Annotated in this window: 16 protein-coding genes and 4 pseudogenes; 17 read left to right on the top strand and 3 right to left on the bottom strand. The window is 59.9% G+C overall.

Annotated features, from left to right (window positions below):
* Positions 1 to 8: 8 nt before the first annotated feature.
* From M3A49_RS25205 to M3A49_RS25145, 13 genes and pseudogenes are all read left to right on the top strand, one after another.
* The gene (locus tag M3A49_RS25205) at positions 9 to 434 is read left to right on the top strand and encodes a lipocalin-like domain-containing protein (RefSeq protein WP_266231498.1); all 426 of its coding nucleotides are present in this window, start codon (positions 9 to 11) and stop codon (positions 432 to 434) included.
* 9 nt (positions 435 to 443) lie between these two features.
* A pseudogene (gene mhpB, locus M3A49_RS25200) lies at positions 444 to 599 on the top strand (3-carboxyethylcatechol 2,3-dioxygenase); the annotation flags it as partial.
* A 2-nt stretch (positions 600 to 601) separates the two neighbouring features.
* A pseudogene (locus M3A49_RS25195) lies at positions 602 to 1,033 on the top strand (fumarylacetoacetate hydrolase family protein); the annotation flags it as partial.
* Between the two features lie 5 nt (positions 1,034 to 1,038).
* The gene (locus M3A49_RS25190) at positions 1,039 to 1,968 is read left to right on the top strand and encodes an acetaldehyde dehydrogenase (acetylating) (protein ID WP_266231497.1); all 930 of its coding nucleotides are present in this window, start codon (positions 1,039 to 1,041) and stop codon (positions 1,966 to 1,968) included.
* A gap of 11 nt (positions 1,969 to 1,979) precedes the next feature.
* The gene (dmpG, locus tag M3A49_RS25185; RefSeq protein ID WP_266231496.1) at positions 1,980 to 2,999 is read left to right on the top strand and encodes a 4-hydroxy-2-oxovalerate aldolase; all 1,020 of its coding nucleotides are present in this window, start codon (positions 1,980 to 1,982) and stop codon (positions 2,997 to 2,999) included.
* 140 nt (positions 3,000 to 3,139) lie between these two features.
* On the top strand, positions 3,140 to 4,213 hold the full coding sequence (locus tag M3A49_RS25180) for a porin (RefSeq protein ID WP_266231495.1): 1,074 nt from the start codon (positions 3,140 to 3,142) through the stop codon (positions 4,211 to 4,213).
* Positions 4,214 to 4,282: 69 nt separating this feature from the next.
* Positions 4,283 to 5,416: an alcohol dehydrogenase catalytic domain-containing protein gene (locus tag M3A49_RS25175; RefSeq protein WP_266231494.1), complete on the top strand. Its 1,134-nt coding sequence runs from the start codon at positions 4,283 to 4,285 to the stop codon at positions 5,414 to 5,416.
* A gap of 12 nt (positions 5,417 to 5,428) precedes the next feature.
* Positions 5,429 to 5,962 carry a cupin domain-containing protein gene (locus M3A49_RS25170; RefSeq protein WP_266231493.1) on the top strand — a complete coding sequence of 178 codons (534 nt, stop codon included), beginning with the start codon at positions 5,429 to 5,431 and terminating at the stop codon, positions 5,960 to 5,962.
* Between the two features lie 27 nt (positions 5,963 to 5,989).
* A complete protein-coding gene (locus tag M3A49_RS25165; protein WP_266231492.1) occupies positions 5,990 to 6,535 on the top strand; it encodes a hemerythrin domain-containing protein in 546 nt (181 codons plus the stop codon).
* 27 nt (positions 6,536 to 6,562) lie between these two features.
* Positions 6,563 to 7,306 (top strand): SDR family NAD(P)-dependent oxidoreductase, encoded by a 744-nt coding sequence (locus M3A49_RS25160; RefSeq protein ID WP_266231491.1) that lies wholly within the window; start codon positions 6,563 to 6,565, stop codon positions 7,304 to 7,306.
* 71 nt (positions 7,307 to 7,377) lie between these two features.
* Entirely contained in the window at positions 7,378 to 7,728 is a 351-nt protein-coding gene (locus M3A49_RS25155; RefSeq protein ID WP_266231490.1) for a Tar ligand binding domain-containing protein, read from the top strand.
* Positions 7,729 to 7,789: 61 nt separating this feature from the next.
* A complete protein-coding gene (locus M3A49_RS25150) occupies positions 7,790 to 8,203 on the top strand; it encodes an ArsR/SmtB family transcription factor (protein ID WP_266231489.1) in 414 nt (137 codons plus the stop codon).
* Positions 8,196 to 8,717 (top strand): SRPBCC family protein, encoded by a 522-nt coding sequence (locus tag M3A49_RS25145; protein ID WP_266231488.1) that lies wholly within the window; start codon positions 8,196 to 8,198, stop codon positions 8,715 to 8,717. Before M3A49_RS25150 ends, M3A49_RS25145 begins: the two co-directional genes overlap by 8 nt.
* Before the next feature lie 320 nt (positions 8,718 to 9,037).
* Here the strand turns inward: M3A49_RS25145 and M3A49_RS25140 are convergent, their stop codons facing one another.
* Positions 9,038 to 10,225, bottom strand: coding sequence for a TIGR03118 family protein (locus tag M3A49_RS25140; RefSeq protein WP_266231487.1), 1,188 nt, complete (start codon positions 10,223 to 10,225; stop codon positions 9,038 to 9,040).
* A 485-nt stretch (positions 10,226 to 10,710) separates the two neighbouring features.
* Positions 10,711 to 11,574 carry a class I SAM-dependent methyltransferase gene (locus tag M3A49_RS25135; protein WP_266231486.1) on the bottom strand — a complete coding sequence of 288 codons (864 nt, stop codon included), beginning with the start codon at positions 11,572 to 11,574 and terminating at the stop codon, positions 10,711 to 10,713.
* Positions 11,575 to 11,744: 170 nt separating this feature from the next.
* Between M3A49_RS25135 and M3A49_RS42740 the strand changes: the two are divergent.
* Positions 11,745 to 11,972, top strand: a pseudogene (locus M3A49_RS42740) (DUF736 family protein); the annotation flags it as partial.
* On the opposite strand, the gene M3A49_RS25130 reads toward M3A49_RS42740, so the two are convergent.
* On the bottom strand, positions 11,867 to 12,760 hold the full coding sequence (locus M3A49_RS25130; RefSeq protein WP_266231485.1) for an NAD(P)/FAD-dependent oxidoreductase: 894 nt from the start codon (positions 12,758 to 12,760) through the stop codon (positions 11,867 to 11,869). The pseudogene M3A49_RS42740 and the gene M3A49_RS25130 sit on opposite strands and share 106 nt — an antisense overlap.
* Positions 12,761 to 13,041: 281 nt before the next feature.
* Between M3A49_RS25130 and M3A49_RS25125 the strand changes: the two genes are divergently transcribed.
* The 3 genes and pseudogenes from M3A49_RS25125 (at position 13,042) to M3A49_RS25115 (ending at position 15,039) form a co-directional block, all read left to right on the top strand.
* Positions 13,042 to 13,674, top strand: coding sequence for a TetR/AcrR family transcriptional regulator (locus M3A49_RS25125; protein ID WP_266231484.1), 633 nt, complete (start codon positions 13,042 to 13,044; stop codon positions 13,672 to 13,674).
* A pseudogene (locus M3A49_RS25120) lies at positions 13,662 to 13,777 on the top strand (IS5/IS1182 family transposase); the annotation flags it as partial. The gene M3A49_RS25125 and the pseudogene M3A49_RS25120, both read left to right, overlap by 13 nt.
* 404 nt (positions 13,778 to 14,181) lie before the next feature.
* On the top strand, positions 14,182 to 15,039 hold the full coding sequence (locus M3A49_RS25115; RefSeq protein ID WP_266231483.1) for a PA4780 family RIO1-like protein kinase: 858 nt from the start codon (positions 14,182 to 14,184) through the stop codon (positions 15,037 to 15,039).
* The last annotated feature ends 207 nt before the right edge of the window (positions 15,040 to 15,246 follow it).

The raw sequence follows: 15,246 nt of genomic DNA, 5'->3' as shown, positions 1-15,246 counted from the left end.
GGACAAAGATGGAAGATCTCGATATCAAAGGCCGTTGGCAAATTCGGGCCTGGGAACAAATTTTTGATGATGGTCGAGTCACCCACCCGATGGGTACGGAGCTCGAAGGGTTCATGGAATACGGGCCGAATGGCATGTTCTGTGCCATCGCCAAAAAAGATCGCGCACAGTTCACGACCGGTGGTCAGTGGAATGCATCGGACGCAGAGAAGGCCGTGGCATACAACACCTACCTGACCTACGCCGGCGATTGGAGCATCGAAGGTAACGTGGTCACGCACGCGGTCAAGCACTGCCTGTTCCCGAACTGGGTAGGTGGCGAACAGAAGCGCTATGCGGAGTTGAAGGGAGATCTGTTGTCGCTGACCACGCATAAGCTGGAAGCGGGTACGTCGGAAGCCCGGGTCGCTCGTCTCACATTCAATCGCGTTTAAGGCCTGTGCATGTCAGTTATTCTCGAATGCCTTTCCCATACGCCGCTGCACGGGTATTTCGATCCGAAACCCGAAGTCGTTGCCGAAGTGGCCAGAATGGGTGCCGCCGCACGGGAACGCGTTCGCCAGTTCGATCCTGAACTCGTGGTCGTGTTCGCTCCCGATCAGAGCGTCATACGTTTGCCGGTCTGATCGGTGCGACGGACTACGCGGTGGCGGCCATCGAAGTCGTGGACAGTCGAATCCGCAACTGGGACATCAAGTTCGTGGATACGGTTGCCGACAACGCTTCGCGTGCCGCGTTCGTTTTGGGTTCGCGTCCGGTCCCACTCTCGCAACTCGATCTCACCGCGTGCGAGATGAGGCTTGAATCAGAGGGCGAAGTGCTCTCCACAGGCAACGGCGCTGCGTGTCTGGGCAATCCGCTCAATGCCGCGGTATGGCTCGCAGATCGTATGGCAGCACTGGGTGCGCCGCTGCGTGCGGGAGATGTGGTTCTCACCGGTGCGCTGGGACCCATGGTTGCCGTGTCCACGCCCGGCACCTACACGGCGGTAATCGAAGGGCTGGGCTCGGTCCGCGCAACTTTCATCGAGTAACGAATATGGCGAAGAAACTCAAAGTAGCAATCATTGGGTCGGGCAATATCGGCACCGACCTGATGATCAAGATCATGCGCAATAGCCAGGCTCTGGAAATGGGCGCAATGGTCGGTATTGATCCGAAATCGGATGGTCTGGCGCGTGCGGATCGTCTGGGTGTTGCGGTCACCCATGAGGGCGTTGAAGGCCTGACCCGGTTGCCCGTGTTCAAGGACATCGATTTCGTGTTCGATGCCACGTCGGCTGGCGCACATGTGAAGAACGACGCATTCCTTCGCACGCTGAAGCCCGGCATCCGCATGATCGATCTGACACCCGCTGCAATCGGACCGTACTGCATTCCTGTCGTGAACGGTGACACGAACGTCGATGCACTGAACGTCAATATGGTGACGTGTGGTGGTCAGGCCACGATTCCGATGGTTGCGGCTGTCTCGCGCGTGGCCAAGGTCCACTACGGCGAAATCATCGCCTCGATCTCCAGCAAGTCGGCAGGTCCAGGTACCCGGGCCAACATTGACGAGTTCACGGAAACCACCTCGAAGGCAATCGAAGCCGTGGGTGGTGCATCGAAGGGCAAGGCCATCATTGTTCTGAATCCGGCAGAGCCTCCGGTCATCATGCGTGACACGGTTTACACCCTGTCGGAACTCGCAGATCGTGATGCAGTTGAGGCGTCGATTGAAGAGATGGCCTGGGCCGTGAACGCCTACGTTCCGGGCTATCGTCTGAAGCAGAAGGTCCAGTTCGATGAAGTTCGGAACCTGAACATTCCCGGACTCGGCAAGTTGAGCGGTCTGAAGACCTCGATCTTCCTCGAAGTGGAAGGGGCCGCACACTACCTGCCCGCTTATGCAGGCAACCTCGACATCATGACCAGCGTCGGCATGCGTACCGCAGAGCGCATGGCTCAATCCATGATCGGCGCATAAGGGGACTGCAAATGACTCAGGGCAAGAAACTCTACATCTCGGACGTTACGCTGCGCGACGGCTCGCACGCGATTCGCCATCAGTACTCGATCCAGAACGTGCAGGACATCGCACGCGCGCTGGACAAGGCGAAAATCGATTCTATCGAAGTCGCGCACGGTGACGGTCTGCAGGGTTCGAGCTTCAACTATGGCTTCGGCGCACACTCGGACCTGGAGTGGATCGAAGCGGTTGCTGACGTGGTGACGCATTCGAAGATCGCGACCCTGCTGCTGCCCGGCATCGGCACGATTCACGATCTGAAGGCTGCCTACCAGGCGGGTGCGCGCGTGGTTCGTGTTGCTACCCATTGCACGGAAGCCGACGTTTCGAAGCAGCATATCGAATACGCCCGTGAACTCGGCATGGATACCGTGGGCTTTTTGATGATGAGCCACATGACCACGCCGGAAGCACTGGCTGGGCAGGCGAAGCTCATGGAAAGCTACGGCGCCACCACGATCTACGTCGTGGACTCCGGCGGTGCGCTGTCGATGCAAGACGTCCGTGATCGTTTCCGTGCTTTGAAGGCGGTCCTCGATCCCGCAACGCAGACGGGCATGCATGCCCACCACAACCTGTCGCTGGGTGTCGCAAACTCCATCGTTGCTGTGGAAGAAGGGTGTGATCGTATCGACGCATCGCTCGCCGGTATGGGCGCCGGCGCCGGCAATGCGCCGTTGGAGGTATTCATTGCCGCAGCAGAACGCATGGGCTGGAATCACGGCACGGATCTGATGACGTTGATGGATGCAGCCGATGACATCGTGCGCCCGCTCCAGGATCGCCCGGTTCGTGTGGACCGTGAAACGCTCGCCCTTGGCTACGCAGGCGTGTATTCGTCGTTCCTGCGTCACTCAGAAGTCGCGGCCAGGAAGTACGGTCTGAAGACCGTGGACATTCTGGTCGAACTGGGCAAGCGCCGTATGGTCGGTGGCCAGGAAGACATGATCGTTGACGTGGCGTTGGATCTGCTCAAAGCTCAAAAATAAATTGGTGATGGTTAGCCGTCACGCACGGAGGTGACTCCCTCGATTGCAGAGGGAGTCATAAATCGCGGTCCCCAAGGACACAGCGCTAAACACAGTGCCCGTAAATCAGGTGGGTGCTGACAGGTGAGGAGAAGCCAGAAGTGAAGATCAAACAATTTGTACTACTGATCGGGTCGGTGGTGGCAGTCAACGCCAACGCACAATCCGTTCAGATATACGGCCTTATAGACTCGGGTGTCATGTACACGTCGAACGTCGGTGGCAAGAAATTGGTGTCCATCGACCCGGATACTCAAGCACCTGATCTGTTCGGTTTCGTGGGTAGTGAAGATCTTGGTGGCGGCACCAAGGCGATCTTCAAGCTGGAAGGCCAGTTCAACATGAACAACGGCGCGATGATCAACGGTCTGTTCGGCCATACGGCATACGTTGGTCTTAAGGACGAAAAGTGGGGTACGCTGACGGCTGGCAATCAAATCGACTTTATGTTCGATTCGCTGGTCGCAGAACGCTGGGGTCCCGCATTCCCCGTTGTCAACGCAATGAACTTGCGCCAAAGCTCGTTCCAGGGCCTCAATAGCCCGCGCGGCGGTCCCGGCAACGGCTCATTCGACTTCGACCGTCTCCTGGGTTCGGCAATTCCGAACTCCATCAAATACACCAGCCCGACGTACAGCGGTTTCTCCTTCGGTGGTCTGTACAGCTTTGGCGGCGTCGCAGGCAACTTCGGTTCAAACTCGGCCCAGAGTTTCGGCGTGAACTATCGCAATGGCGGCTTCTCGCTGAATGGCGCATACACGTATATCAAGTATCCGTCGCTGAACAACGGGAATGACGGTATTCGAAACTTCGGCGTTGGCGCTTCGTACATGTTGGGCGCTGCTGAATTCGCTGCGCTGTATACGAATACGGAGAACACGCAAAATAGTGCACGCGTCGGTGTCTACGAAGCGGATTTGACGTATGAACTGTCCACTCCGCTGCACGCGCACTTCTCGTATCAGTACCAAAAGGGCAACGACGTGCTGAACGAGCAGCACGTGAATCAGGAAACGCTTTCGCTGATCTATCTGCTGTCGAAGCGCACGAGCCTGTATTCCACGCTGGCGTTCCAGCAATCGTCGGGTGGTCCGGCATGGATCCTGATGGCTGCGGGTCCGGCTTCGGGTGGCCGTCAAACGGCATTCAGCCTCGGCCTGATTCATTCTTTCTGATCCAGAGCGGACACATAGTGACGGTTCCTGACGCACCGTGCGTCAGGAGCATTTTAAGGAGACGTACGAATGAGCAACGAAGGCCGATACATGCGCGCTGCGCGCCTCCACGACAACACGTCGGGCACGTTCAGCATTGATACGATTCCGTATCCGACGCTCAAGCGGCCGACCGACGTCGTGATCAAGCTCAAGGCTTCTGGCATCGTTCCGAATCTGGGCAATGTGATCACCAACTACCGTTCGGAAAAACCGTATCTGGCGCATGCGGCATTGCCCGCCATCTACGGTCTGGACGCGGCGGGTGTTGTGGCTGAAGTCGGTCCCGCAGTGACGGGCCTCAAGGTTGGCGACCGCGTGTACATCAATCCGGGCCGTTCGTGCGGTTCGTGCCACGCCTGCCGCGTGGGCGAGCCCATCAACTGCGAAGCCTACGCATTTCAAGGCTACTTCGGCTTCGGACCGAAGTCGCAGTTCCTGTATGAAGAGTACCCGTACGGTGGCCTCAGCGAATACGCTACGGCGCCTGCTGACGGTCTGGTGAAGCTCGGCGAGAAGGTTTCGTTCGAAATCGGCGCGCGCATGGGCTATCTCGGCACGGCCTATTCGGGTCTGCGCAAAGCACAAGTCGCGGCCGGCAAGTCGGTGATGATCATCGGCGGAACGGGCACGCTGGGCCTGTGCGCCACGCTGATCGCACGTGCCATGGGCGCGACGAAGATCCTGGTCGTGGCTCGCAACGAGCAAACGCTGGCCGAGGTCAAGGCAATCGACCCGGCTCGTATCCTGACGTACTCGGTCGCCAACGGGTCGTCGGGCCTGGCTGCATGGGCCAAAGAGCAGACGGACGGCGTGGGCGTCGATTCGGTGATGGACGCTATCGCTCCGGGCCCGAACATGCAAGTCACCAAAGACGCATTCGGTGCTCTGCGTCGCGGCGGCAAGCTCGTGGAAATCGGTGCCCAGATCAACGAAGTGCCGGTAAACATGCACGAAATGATGTGCTCGGCGCTGTCGGTGATCGGCTCGCTCTGGTTCACGGTCGGCGAAGGCCAGGATCTGGTCGCGATGATCGAGGCGGGTACGCTCGATGTGTCGTCGTTCAAGAACCGCACCTACACGCTCGATCAAGCAAATGAAGCGCTGGAAGACGCAGCAAAGCGCGTCACGGGCTTCGTCAACGTCGTGGTTATTCAGGACTAGGAGATATACGAAATGGTACGTCGCGTTGTGACCGGCCAAAACAATGGCAAGTCCGTAATCTTGAGCGATTCCGAAGAACCGGGCCATGCTTTCGCAGCCGTTCCCGGTTTCAGGACCACGCAGATTTGGGCAACGAGTCCCGAAACCATACTCCCGCATTCGGCTGGGGACCCCGTTGCCGACGCAGCCACGGTGATGCCGGCGCTGAATGGCACGCGTCTGATGATCGTGCAGTTCCCGCCTGATGCGGTGATGGCGGATCCTTCGTTCGACGGCGCTGCCGCCGGCGCCGAGTATGCAGCCATCCTGCCGGGTCTGGCTGAATGCTTCGAACCCGATGGCTCGGGCTTTCATATCACCGACTCGGTTGACTACGACATCGTCCTTAGCGGCGAACTCTGTCTGGAACTCGATGACGGGGAAACACGTGTTCTGAAAACCGGCGATATCGTGGTTCAGAACGGCACACGTCACGCATGGCGTAACAAAAGCAATGCACCTGCCGTGATGGCTTCGATTCTGATTGGAGCCGAACGGAAGGCCTAACCAGGAACCGAAGTGGGGGAATGAAAAATGAACGCTCAACAGACCAATCGCAGTGACCATCATGCACACCATGCACAGCGAAAGACCAACAGCGTCGAAAAGCTGGAATGGAACGATGCTCTGCTACTTGGACATGGCCCTATGGATGATGAACATCGTGAGTTTGTTCAGGTTGTCACTGCATTGCGCAATAGTACGGCGCACACCGCTTTGGCTGCTCTCGATGCAGTGGAAAAACATTTGATAGCCCACTTCGATCTTGAACACGCGTGGATGGACAAAACGGCTTTTCCCGAGGTTTATTCCAGGTGCCATCGAGATCAACACGACGAAGTTCTTGGTTCAGTGTTTCAGGTGCATCAACTGGCAGCTATCGGTCAGATTGGGTTGGGCGCCGTGCATAGACTTGCACAATCGCTGATGGATTGGTTTCCGGGTCACGCGGACTATATGGACTCGTCCTTGTCTGCGTGGATCAACGGTAAAACGCATGGCGGTCAGGCCGTGGTATTGCGGCGCAATCTGGTGCACGAAGATCGGGTGCCTGACGAATCGCAGGCAGAGGCCGCGTAACTCGCTGTGACAAAAAGGGAGACAAAGATGTTGATGAAAGGGAAGGTTGGTCTGGTGACCGGCGGCGGCTCTGGAATGGGTCGGGCCGCTGCGCTGGCACTCGCCACGGAAGGGGCCACGGTCGTTCTGGCCGGTCGTGACGAAGACAAGCTGGTTTCGGTCCAGAAAGAAATCGAAGCCCTGGGCGGTCGGGCGGCAATCTTCCAGGCGGACGTTTCGAAGCGAGAAGACAATCAGGCGCTTGTTGAATTCGTGGAAAAAACGTTCAGTCGTCTCGATTTCGCATTCAACAACGCCGGCGGGCACGGGGACTTCAAACCCATTCACGAAACGCCAATCGATGAAGCGGAATGGGTGATCGATCTGAACTTCAAGGGCGTGTATTACGGTGTCAAGTATCAGGTCGAAGCGATGCTGCGTTCGGGCGGGGGCGCCATCGTCAATAACGCCTCGATCTTTGGATTGCGCGGTATGGACGGCATTGCCCACTACGTGGCGGCCAAACACGCGGTGGTGGGGCTGACCCGTGCAGTCGCCAAGGAATACGCGGTTCGGAACATTCGCGTGAATGCTGTGTGTCCGGGCGCCACCGAGACGCCGAATTACATGCGCAGTACTAGTGGTGACGTCCATCTGCTGGATGCAATGATTCCGATGCATCGAATCGGTCAGCCCGATGAGGTGGCGAGTGCTGTGATATGGCTACTGTCGGATCAATCTCGATACGTGACGGGGACGACCCTGAGCGTTGACGGCGGCATGACGATCTGACGTTGCAGGACCGGACCTTGAAGACGGCGAAAATACGCTTGCGTCAATTGTATTAATCGGGGAATTGAACTTTGAAGAGCCTCACGATCAAGGCGCGACTGATCGCCGTCATGACTGCATTGAGTGTGCTGCTGCTAGCGGGGGGCCTGATGGGGCTCTGGAGCATAAGTAGAGTCAACGATTCGCTACACGAAGTCTACGAAGCGAGACTGGTTTCCATTCAGCGTATCGATTTAATGAACACAGCGCTGAATCGTCTGCGATTCACCATTGCGTCCGCGGCGCTGGATACAAAGCAAGCGTATATCGATGCGAAGCTTCAGAGCTTCAAGAGTGATATGAAAATCGGGGATCAAGCGTGGGCGGATTACACGAAGAACCTGACTCTTGAAGAAAAGGCAGAGACTGCACGGATTGCTTGACAAGCGGATTTAGTCTGGACCATGATTAACCTATCGGCTAATTAACCAATTGGAAAAATCATTGGAAGCAGACCATCTCAGCGTCACATTTGCCGCGCTGGCTGACCCGACGCGGCGCGCCATCCTCGCCAGGCTGGCGCAAGGCGAAGCGACGGTTGGCGATTTGGCCGGCCCTTTCGATATGAGTGCGCCTGCCATCAGCAAGCACCTGCGCGTTCTCGCAAGGGCCGGCCTCATCACTCAGGGGCGCGACCGCCAGTTTCGCCCCTGTCGCATCGCGCCTGCGCCGCTTAAGCAGGCCGCTGACTGGGCATTGCAGTATCGTGCCCTGTGGGAACAGCGTCTCGACCAGCTCGACAGCTACCTGCAGCAACTGCAACAGAAGGCTGTGAAGGACTCCCACGGAAAGGCTGCGCCGAAAACCACGTCCAAAGTTTCCTCAACCCGAACCAGGAAGACTCGCCGCAATGACTGACAAACTTTCCGCTCCCTTCGTCATCGAGCGCCGCTTCGCTGCGCCGCGCGAACTCGTATACGCCGCGTTGACTGAAGCTGAGCATTTGAGTATGTGGATGAGCCCACCCGGCATGGAAATGTCCCACTGCACAGTGGATGCGCGGGTCGGTGGCGTCTTTCACTACGCGATGAAGCCGCGCGGCGTGCCCGACGCTCCCGCGATGTGGGGCAAGTGGACGTTCCGCGAATTGACGCCCCCTGCGCGCATTGTCGTCGTCGTGCAGTTTAGTGATGCCGAAGGCGGAGTGACGCGACATCCGATGTCCGCGCAATGGCCGCTTTATACGCTGTCAACGACGACACTCAGCGAAGTCGAGGGTGGCACGTTGATGCACCTTGAGTGGCGCGCTCTGGACGCCAGTGAAGCCGAGGAAGCCATCTTCGACGCGTCGCACGCCAGCATGTCTCAAGGTTGGGGCGGAACAATGGACGCGCTCGACAAGTACCTCACGCAGCAGCAAGCCGGGCGCTGAGTCGCAATGTCCGGCACGCTCCTGGAACCTGTCGCTCTGCCGAATTCTGGCGTATGTCTCAGAAAGGTCCGTCTTATGCCTTTTGCGTGAAAGGTGCAGCGGAGACCATCGTCGCACTCGGGAGCGACTGGATCGGGCGTCCTGGGCGCCAGTTTGCCTACGCGAGAACACGCAGTTCCCGGTCTTGCCGGGAAGAGCCGGTCGCGTCTGACGAGTTCCGCGACCGGCTGAGGTGGGGTCCTTCGGCTCGACTCGAATCAACGTCGTCAATGGTTAGCGCTGTCGCGCTTCAGGAGTTGGCCGGGGAGCCATGCTGCGGGCTATTGCCCGTTCTGAGCGGACGTTCGTGTTTGGGAGCCATTTGCTGGAGCAATGGTTCCGAGGAGTCCATTTGACTCCTTGTTAGGACCTGCCGAGAAGTACAGCGTGTCCGGGCTTGAATTGCGCCCGCCTCCGAGTGTCAGAGTCCACAGGCCGTCAATCGCCAGTGGATTGCCGAACTCATTCTCCAGCTGATCGACGAACGTGCCGTCATTGTCGAAGACATTGATTCGGCCATTGCCGAAGTTGCCGATGAGGATCTTGCCGCTGAAACGGCCGAACGCAAACGATGCGCGCGTAATGCCCCACGGCGAGTCGAGCGGTCCTTGGCTCGCAAAGCGGCGCAGCAGGTGGCCGTCGGTATCGAATACATCGACGAATCCATGACCGCGGCCTGCAACGTCGTCATGCTTCTGACCGTCCTGCTGCGCATAGGTGACGAAAAGGTCGCCATCGATGTTCGCAATACCAAACGGGGCGTAGCCGGCTGGGATGTTCGGATCGGCGAAGCCTCCGTCCGTCATCGCGGGCGTAAACAAACCATTCGTGCCGTTCGGCCCGAATACGTCGATCCGGCCCGATCGGAAGTTTGTCGCAAACAGGAATGCGCCTCGCGCGTTCACACCGAAGACGAGACCCTTGTAGACGGCCCCGTTGGCAGCGGTGGGATTGGATGAGTTATCGATCGCGATCACGGCGTTGTTAGCCGGATTCAACCCACCGGCCCAAGCGGAAATCGTCCCGTCTTCGGTCGCGAAGATGAATACGGCCGGGATCTGGGTAGCTGGCACGAGAAATGCCGACGAAGGATTCCATACGATGCCGGTCGGCGCCGCAGGTGCGGGATTCGGTGGCCTGCTGGCAAAGACGGGATGACAGTCGCTGGCCGGTATCACGTTGCCTGGAAGCGGGATGGAAACCTGCAGTGCTACCTTGGTGCCCGCGCCGTCATAAAGCGTGGAGCAGCCTGTGGCGTTGTCGTTGATCCAGAATGGACTTCCTGCCGGACTAAAGGCAATACCCCAGGCGTTCTGCAGTACCCCGTCGACCTTCGGAGCAGAGCCTGCCAGGTTGGATACAAGTGGCGTGACGGCGTAAGCTTCATCGGCAGCAGCATGTCCGATTGTGAAACCGGCGGCGAGGACGATCACCGCCGCCGCTTTGAGACCCCACGAGATCTGAGACATAACTTCCCTCCACGTCTGACTGGCGAGAAATCGCCGCAGGCTAAACGACCGCTGTACTTCAAATATTCCCGCTCGACGCAAAAAATTCCGCTAGCCACCCGATCGCATGACGCGATAGGGGACAAGCACGGCTTTTCGACTCGATTCATGGTTTCGCGAGCCAGAGACGAGCGAGTGGCCGTTGCACGTCCGAAAACCGTCGTTACCGTCGCGAAGGCTCGAATGACGGCAACGGGTCGAGTTATGCCTTTTGCATCAAACGCACACGGGAGATCATCCTCGCGCTCGATCGTCCGGCTCTGGTCGGCCACAAACTGCCGGTCACATGCGCCGCCGGCAGGCCGCTCAGGCGTCGGCTCTGCTTCGCAACCGGCCATCTGATTGTCACAAGGCGAGCGCTCGTTCATCGGCCAGAAGGACATCAATCTGAGCGGCCAACGACGCCCAGCGCTACCGAGCGGGGGCGTCTCCCCTGTTAATCCTTGTCAGCGTGCCGGATTGCGTGCCATGACGATCCACGCCGCGCCGCCGATCATCACCGACCGCTCGCCGGGGAGCCCCGCGAAGGCGGCGCGAACCGCGGCTGACGCGCGGGCGCGGATGTCGTCGGGCTGATCAGCGAGCGCGCGCGACAGTGGGCCGACCTCGAGCGTCATCTTCACCGCGTCGTCGATCGCAGCGTCCCGCGTCCCGCCCTCGCCGAACGGGACGGAAGCATCGAAGGGCGCGATAGCGATATCGGCGAAGCCGGCTGCCGTCAGGATGCGCGACACCCGCCCCCGGTCGCCGAACGAAAATGGGCCGGGCGCTTCGGGATCGGGCGTCGCGCTCGGCGCGAGGATGCCCTTGAGCGCGCCCATTGGCAGGCGCACCCAATCGTTCTCGGCCGCGCTGCGCCAGCAGACGGAAGCGACCCGTCCGCCCGGCCGCAGCGCGCGTCGCATATGGGCGAACGCCGCTGTCGGATCGTCGAAGAACATCACCCCGAAACGCGAGAACAGGATGTCGAACGCGCCCTCGGGCAGCTCTGCGCTGCTGGCGTCGGCCACCTGGAACAGGACCGGCGTATCCGGTGGCGCAAGCGCGCGCGCCCGGCTGATCAGCGGTTCGGATATGTCCACGCCGAGCACCTGGCCCCCCGCGCCGACGCAGGCGGCCAGAGCCAGACTCGACGCGCCTGCGCCGCAGCCGACGTCCAGCACGCGCTCGCCCGTCATGGGCGCGGCGGCTTCTATCGCGGCCTGGCCGAACACCGACACCATAGCGTCGAGCCGGGCCTGGTTGGCGACCCAGCGCTCTCCGCTTTGACCATTCCAGTCGGCCACCTGATAGGCATTTTCCTTTGCCATGTCATCTCCTTGTTCTGATTCGTTCTTAGCTAGCTACCCTTTGTTCGAGGCAAGGGCGAGCTGAACCGATGCCAAGGTGCGTATCGTCTCGAACAAACCCGCCGCCACCTGCGATAAGGCGCAACACCTGCGTGTGATCGTCTCAAGGGTCGAGACCGGCCGCCTGGCGCCGGACCTCGAAGGACAACCGCTCCTGCCATTCCGTCAAACTCGACGATCCGTCCTTCACCGCGCCGATCTACGCCGACCTTTTCGACAGCGACGACGCAACGGGAGAAGGGAATCCGTGCTCTCAAACCAGCATCGACTGCTGGGCGAAAATACCCGCCATTGCGCCCTGCGATGATGCCTGGGTGACCGAGGGCAAGCGGGGCGTGGCAAGGTCGCCGGCAGCGTAGATGCCGGGCATGCTGGTTTGGCGGCGCTCGTCGACCTTGAGGGCGATGCCGACGGGCGTATCGACCGTGGCGAGGCCCAGTGATTCATGCAGGCTTGCGGACGGCCTGTTGCGCGGATGGGCGAACAGGACGTCGACCGCGACATTGCGGCCGGTATCGAGATTGACGGTGGCGATATGGCCGTTGTGATGGGCGATCTCGACGATCCGGCCATCGACGACAGGTATGGTGCGGCATGCCAGATCGGCCCGGATATCGGGCGCAATGTCATGACCATCGGCGAAGACAGTCAGCTTGTCCGTCCAATCGAGGAACAGCCTGACTGACTGCTGCGACTGCGGGCCGGACCAGACGAGGCCCCAATGCTGGCCGGCGACTTCAAAGCCGTCGCAATAGGGGCAGGGCACGATGGACGTGCCCCAGCTTTCGGCAAAGCCAGGAACATCCGGCATCTGGTCGGCGACGCCATAGCTCAGGATCAGGCGGTGCGCCCTTAGGCTTTCGTTATCGTCAGTGACGACGCAGAAATCGTCGATGGCACCAGACACGCTCTCGGCCCGGGCATTGACCAGCCTGATCGTTGGATAGCGCGTCAACTGCTGCCGCGCCTCGACCAGGATGTCCAGCGGCGGCTTGTGATCGTGGCCGAGCAAGCCATGCGAGTGGCCGGCAAAGCGGTTGCGCGGCCGGCCGGTATCGAGAACGGTGACCTTGCGGCGGGCACGGCCGAGCTGCAGGGCGGCGGCGAGGCCGGCAAAGCTGCCGCCGATGATGATGACGTCATCCATGGTGATGGGCTCCGTGTTGTGATTGGGGGGGCTGGACGTGGTGGGCAATATCGTCCAGCGATACGCGCTTGAGGCAGTCAGCGGGCGGGACATCGGCATTGGCGAGCAAGTCGCCCATCACCGTGTTGACCGGCCGGACAATGCCGCAGTCGATATCGCCGGGCGGCACGGGGAAACCTGATTTGCACAACCGGTTGAAACCTACCCTTGGCTTGCACATTTAAGATACTGCGTGGTATCGTAGTGCAAGAATTTGAATACTGTCAAGTACTGGAATTGTCGTGACCAAAGACAACCAGGGCCGGCGCGGCCGGCCCACCAACGAGGCGCTTCGCCAAACGATCGTCGACGCCGCCTGCGAACTGTTTGTGGAATTGGGGTTTCAAGCGACGACCATGGACAAAGTCGCCCAGCGGGCGAAGATATCCAAGCTCAGCATCTATCGGCACTTCGAGAACAAGGAGGCGCTGTTCAGCGCGGCCATGGCGGCCCACTGCCATCAGTTTGCACCACAGGCCCTTTTTGAAGGCGTCGACGGTTCGGCCGAAGATCAGCTCATGGCGGTGGGATCATCCCTGCTTCGCACGCTGTTGAGCCCGGACGTCCGCAGCGTCGAAGCCATGGTCTTGGCCGACAAGACGAATCAAAAGTCGTTAAGTAAGCTCCATTACGAAGCCGGGCCCGCCTATGTCATCGCCCAAGTCGAGGCCCTGTTGCGTCAGTTGCACGCGAAGGCGGTTCTGAACGTGCCCGATCCTCTCCGGTCCGCCCGCTTGTTTGCTGCGCTTTTCAAAGGATCCGATCTGCTGCTTATCGCACGCTTCGATGAGGCGAGAGCAGAGGAAAGCAACGAAATCGAATCCTACTGCCGGTCGGCCGTTGCCATGTTCATCGCCGCGCACGGTGGCATCTAAAGGTGCGCGGCTTGATGAAGAATCCGCAGAGTTGCACACGCTGTTCGCTCTGAGCAATCTGTGGATGACGCGCGAACGACTGATGCGCGAGGCCGCTGCATGAGCGCAAAAGCCGCCGGTGCGGGCAGGCATCCTTGCACGGCGTAAGCAGCCTCACCAACTCCCGGGTCTACGCGTCCGCAGAGGCCGATGACTTGTCCCCCAGGCGACGGCACGGAATGACCGTTTCACTCCGATACCTACCCTTAGGACATAGACTGCTCGACCGGCTGCGACGGGTCGCGTGCCGCCCGTCGCGCCGGGCAGCGAGCGGTCTGGAACTGCGGCGCAATGCATCTACGCAGTCGCCGGGAGATTTGCGTCGGCTCGTCCTCGGCCACGTTTATAATCCGGCATGACTCCATCCATCTCCCACGCGGCAAGCTTACGGCCGCCAGCACCGGCTGCCCGATTCATCGGTTTTTTGGTCGCGCATACCTCAGCGGGCCATGCACGGCGGACGATCGCATGAAAATACCCAAACGACTTGCACCACTTCTCGAAGAAGGACTTATCGACGAAGTCATCGGCCAGTTGATGAGCGGCAAGGAGGCAACAGTCTACGTCGTGCGCAGTGGCGAATCGACGCGTTGCGCCAAGGTTTATAAGGACGCGAAGCAGCGCAGTTTTCGGCAAGCCGCGTCGTATCGGGACGGTCGCAAGGTCAAGAACAGCCGGCAGGCGCGGGCGATGGAAAAAGGTACGCGCTACGGCCGTCAGATGCAGGAAGCGTCATGGCAGAACGCTGAAGTCGACGCGCTGTTCCGGCTTGCCGACGCAGGTGTACGCGTGCCGCAACCCTACATTTGTACCGACGGCGTGCTGCTGATGGAGCTGGTGATCGACGAGGTGGGTGACGTCGCACCACGGCTCAACGATGTCGATCTGACCGAAGCCCGCGCCCTCGAACTGCATGCGCTGCTGCTGAACCAGGTTGTCCGCATGCTCTGCGCAGGGGTGATTCACGGCGACCTATCGGAATACAACATCCTGCTGGCAGCGGATGGGCCGGTGATCATTGATCTGCCGCAGGCCGTCGACGCAGCCGGCAACAACGAAGCCGCCTCGATGCTCAAGCGAGACGTCGACAACCTGGCCGCGTACTTCGGGCGGTTTGCACCGCAAATACTCACCGCGAGTTATGGCACGGAGATCTGGGCGCTCTTTGAAGCAGGGCGGCTGCATGTCGATGCCGAACTGACCGGTCGCATCGAAGTCGACACGCGACCTGTAGACCTCGATGGAGTGCTGCAGGAACTCGAAGAGACACGTCTTGAGGAGCACGCGCGAGTGCGGCGACAGCAGGAACTGGGCGCAGGCCGGTAACCGTGCTCGATGTCCCCCGAAGATCGCCCGAAAGTAAAGGTCTTCGAGGACGTCGCCGCTCGGCCAGGTGGCGATGCTCGCCGTGGTTCGACGACAGGCAGAACCCGGCCAGGAAGCGACGTTAGAGCCAAAAACATAGTCGGCCGCTTCTCAAGCCTTAACGGACGTTCCCGCACTCCCAATCGGGCTCTACTCGATCTTCGGTTC

This window comes from Paraburkholderia sp. CNPSo 3076 (assembly GCF_026343935.1).
Lineage (GTDB): Bacteria > Pseudomonadota > Gammaproteobacteria > Burkholderiales > Burkholderiaceae > Paraburkholderia > Paraburkholderia nodosa.
The sequence above is the reverse complement of the archived record's forward strand: the minus strand, read 5'-3'. Positions and strand labels throughout refer to the sequence as shown.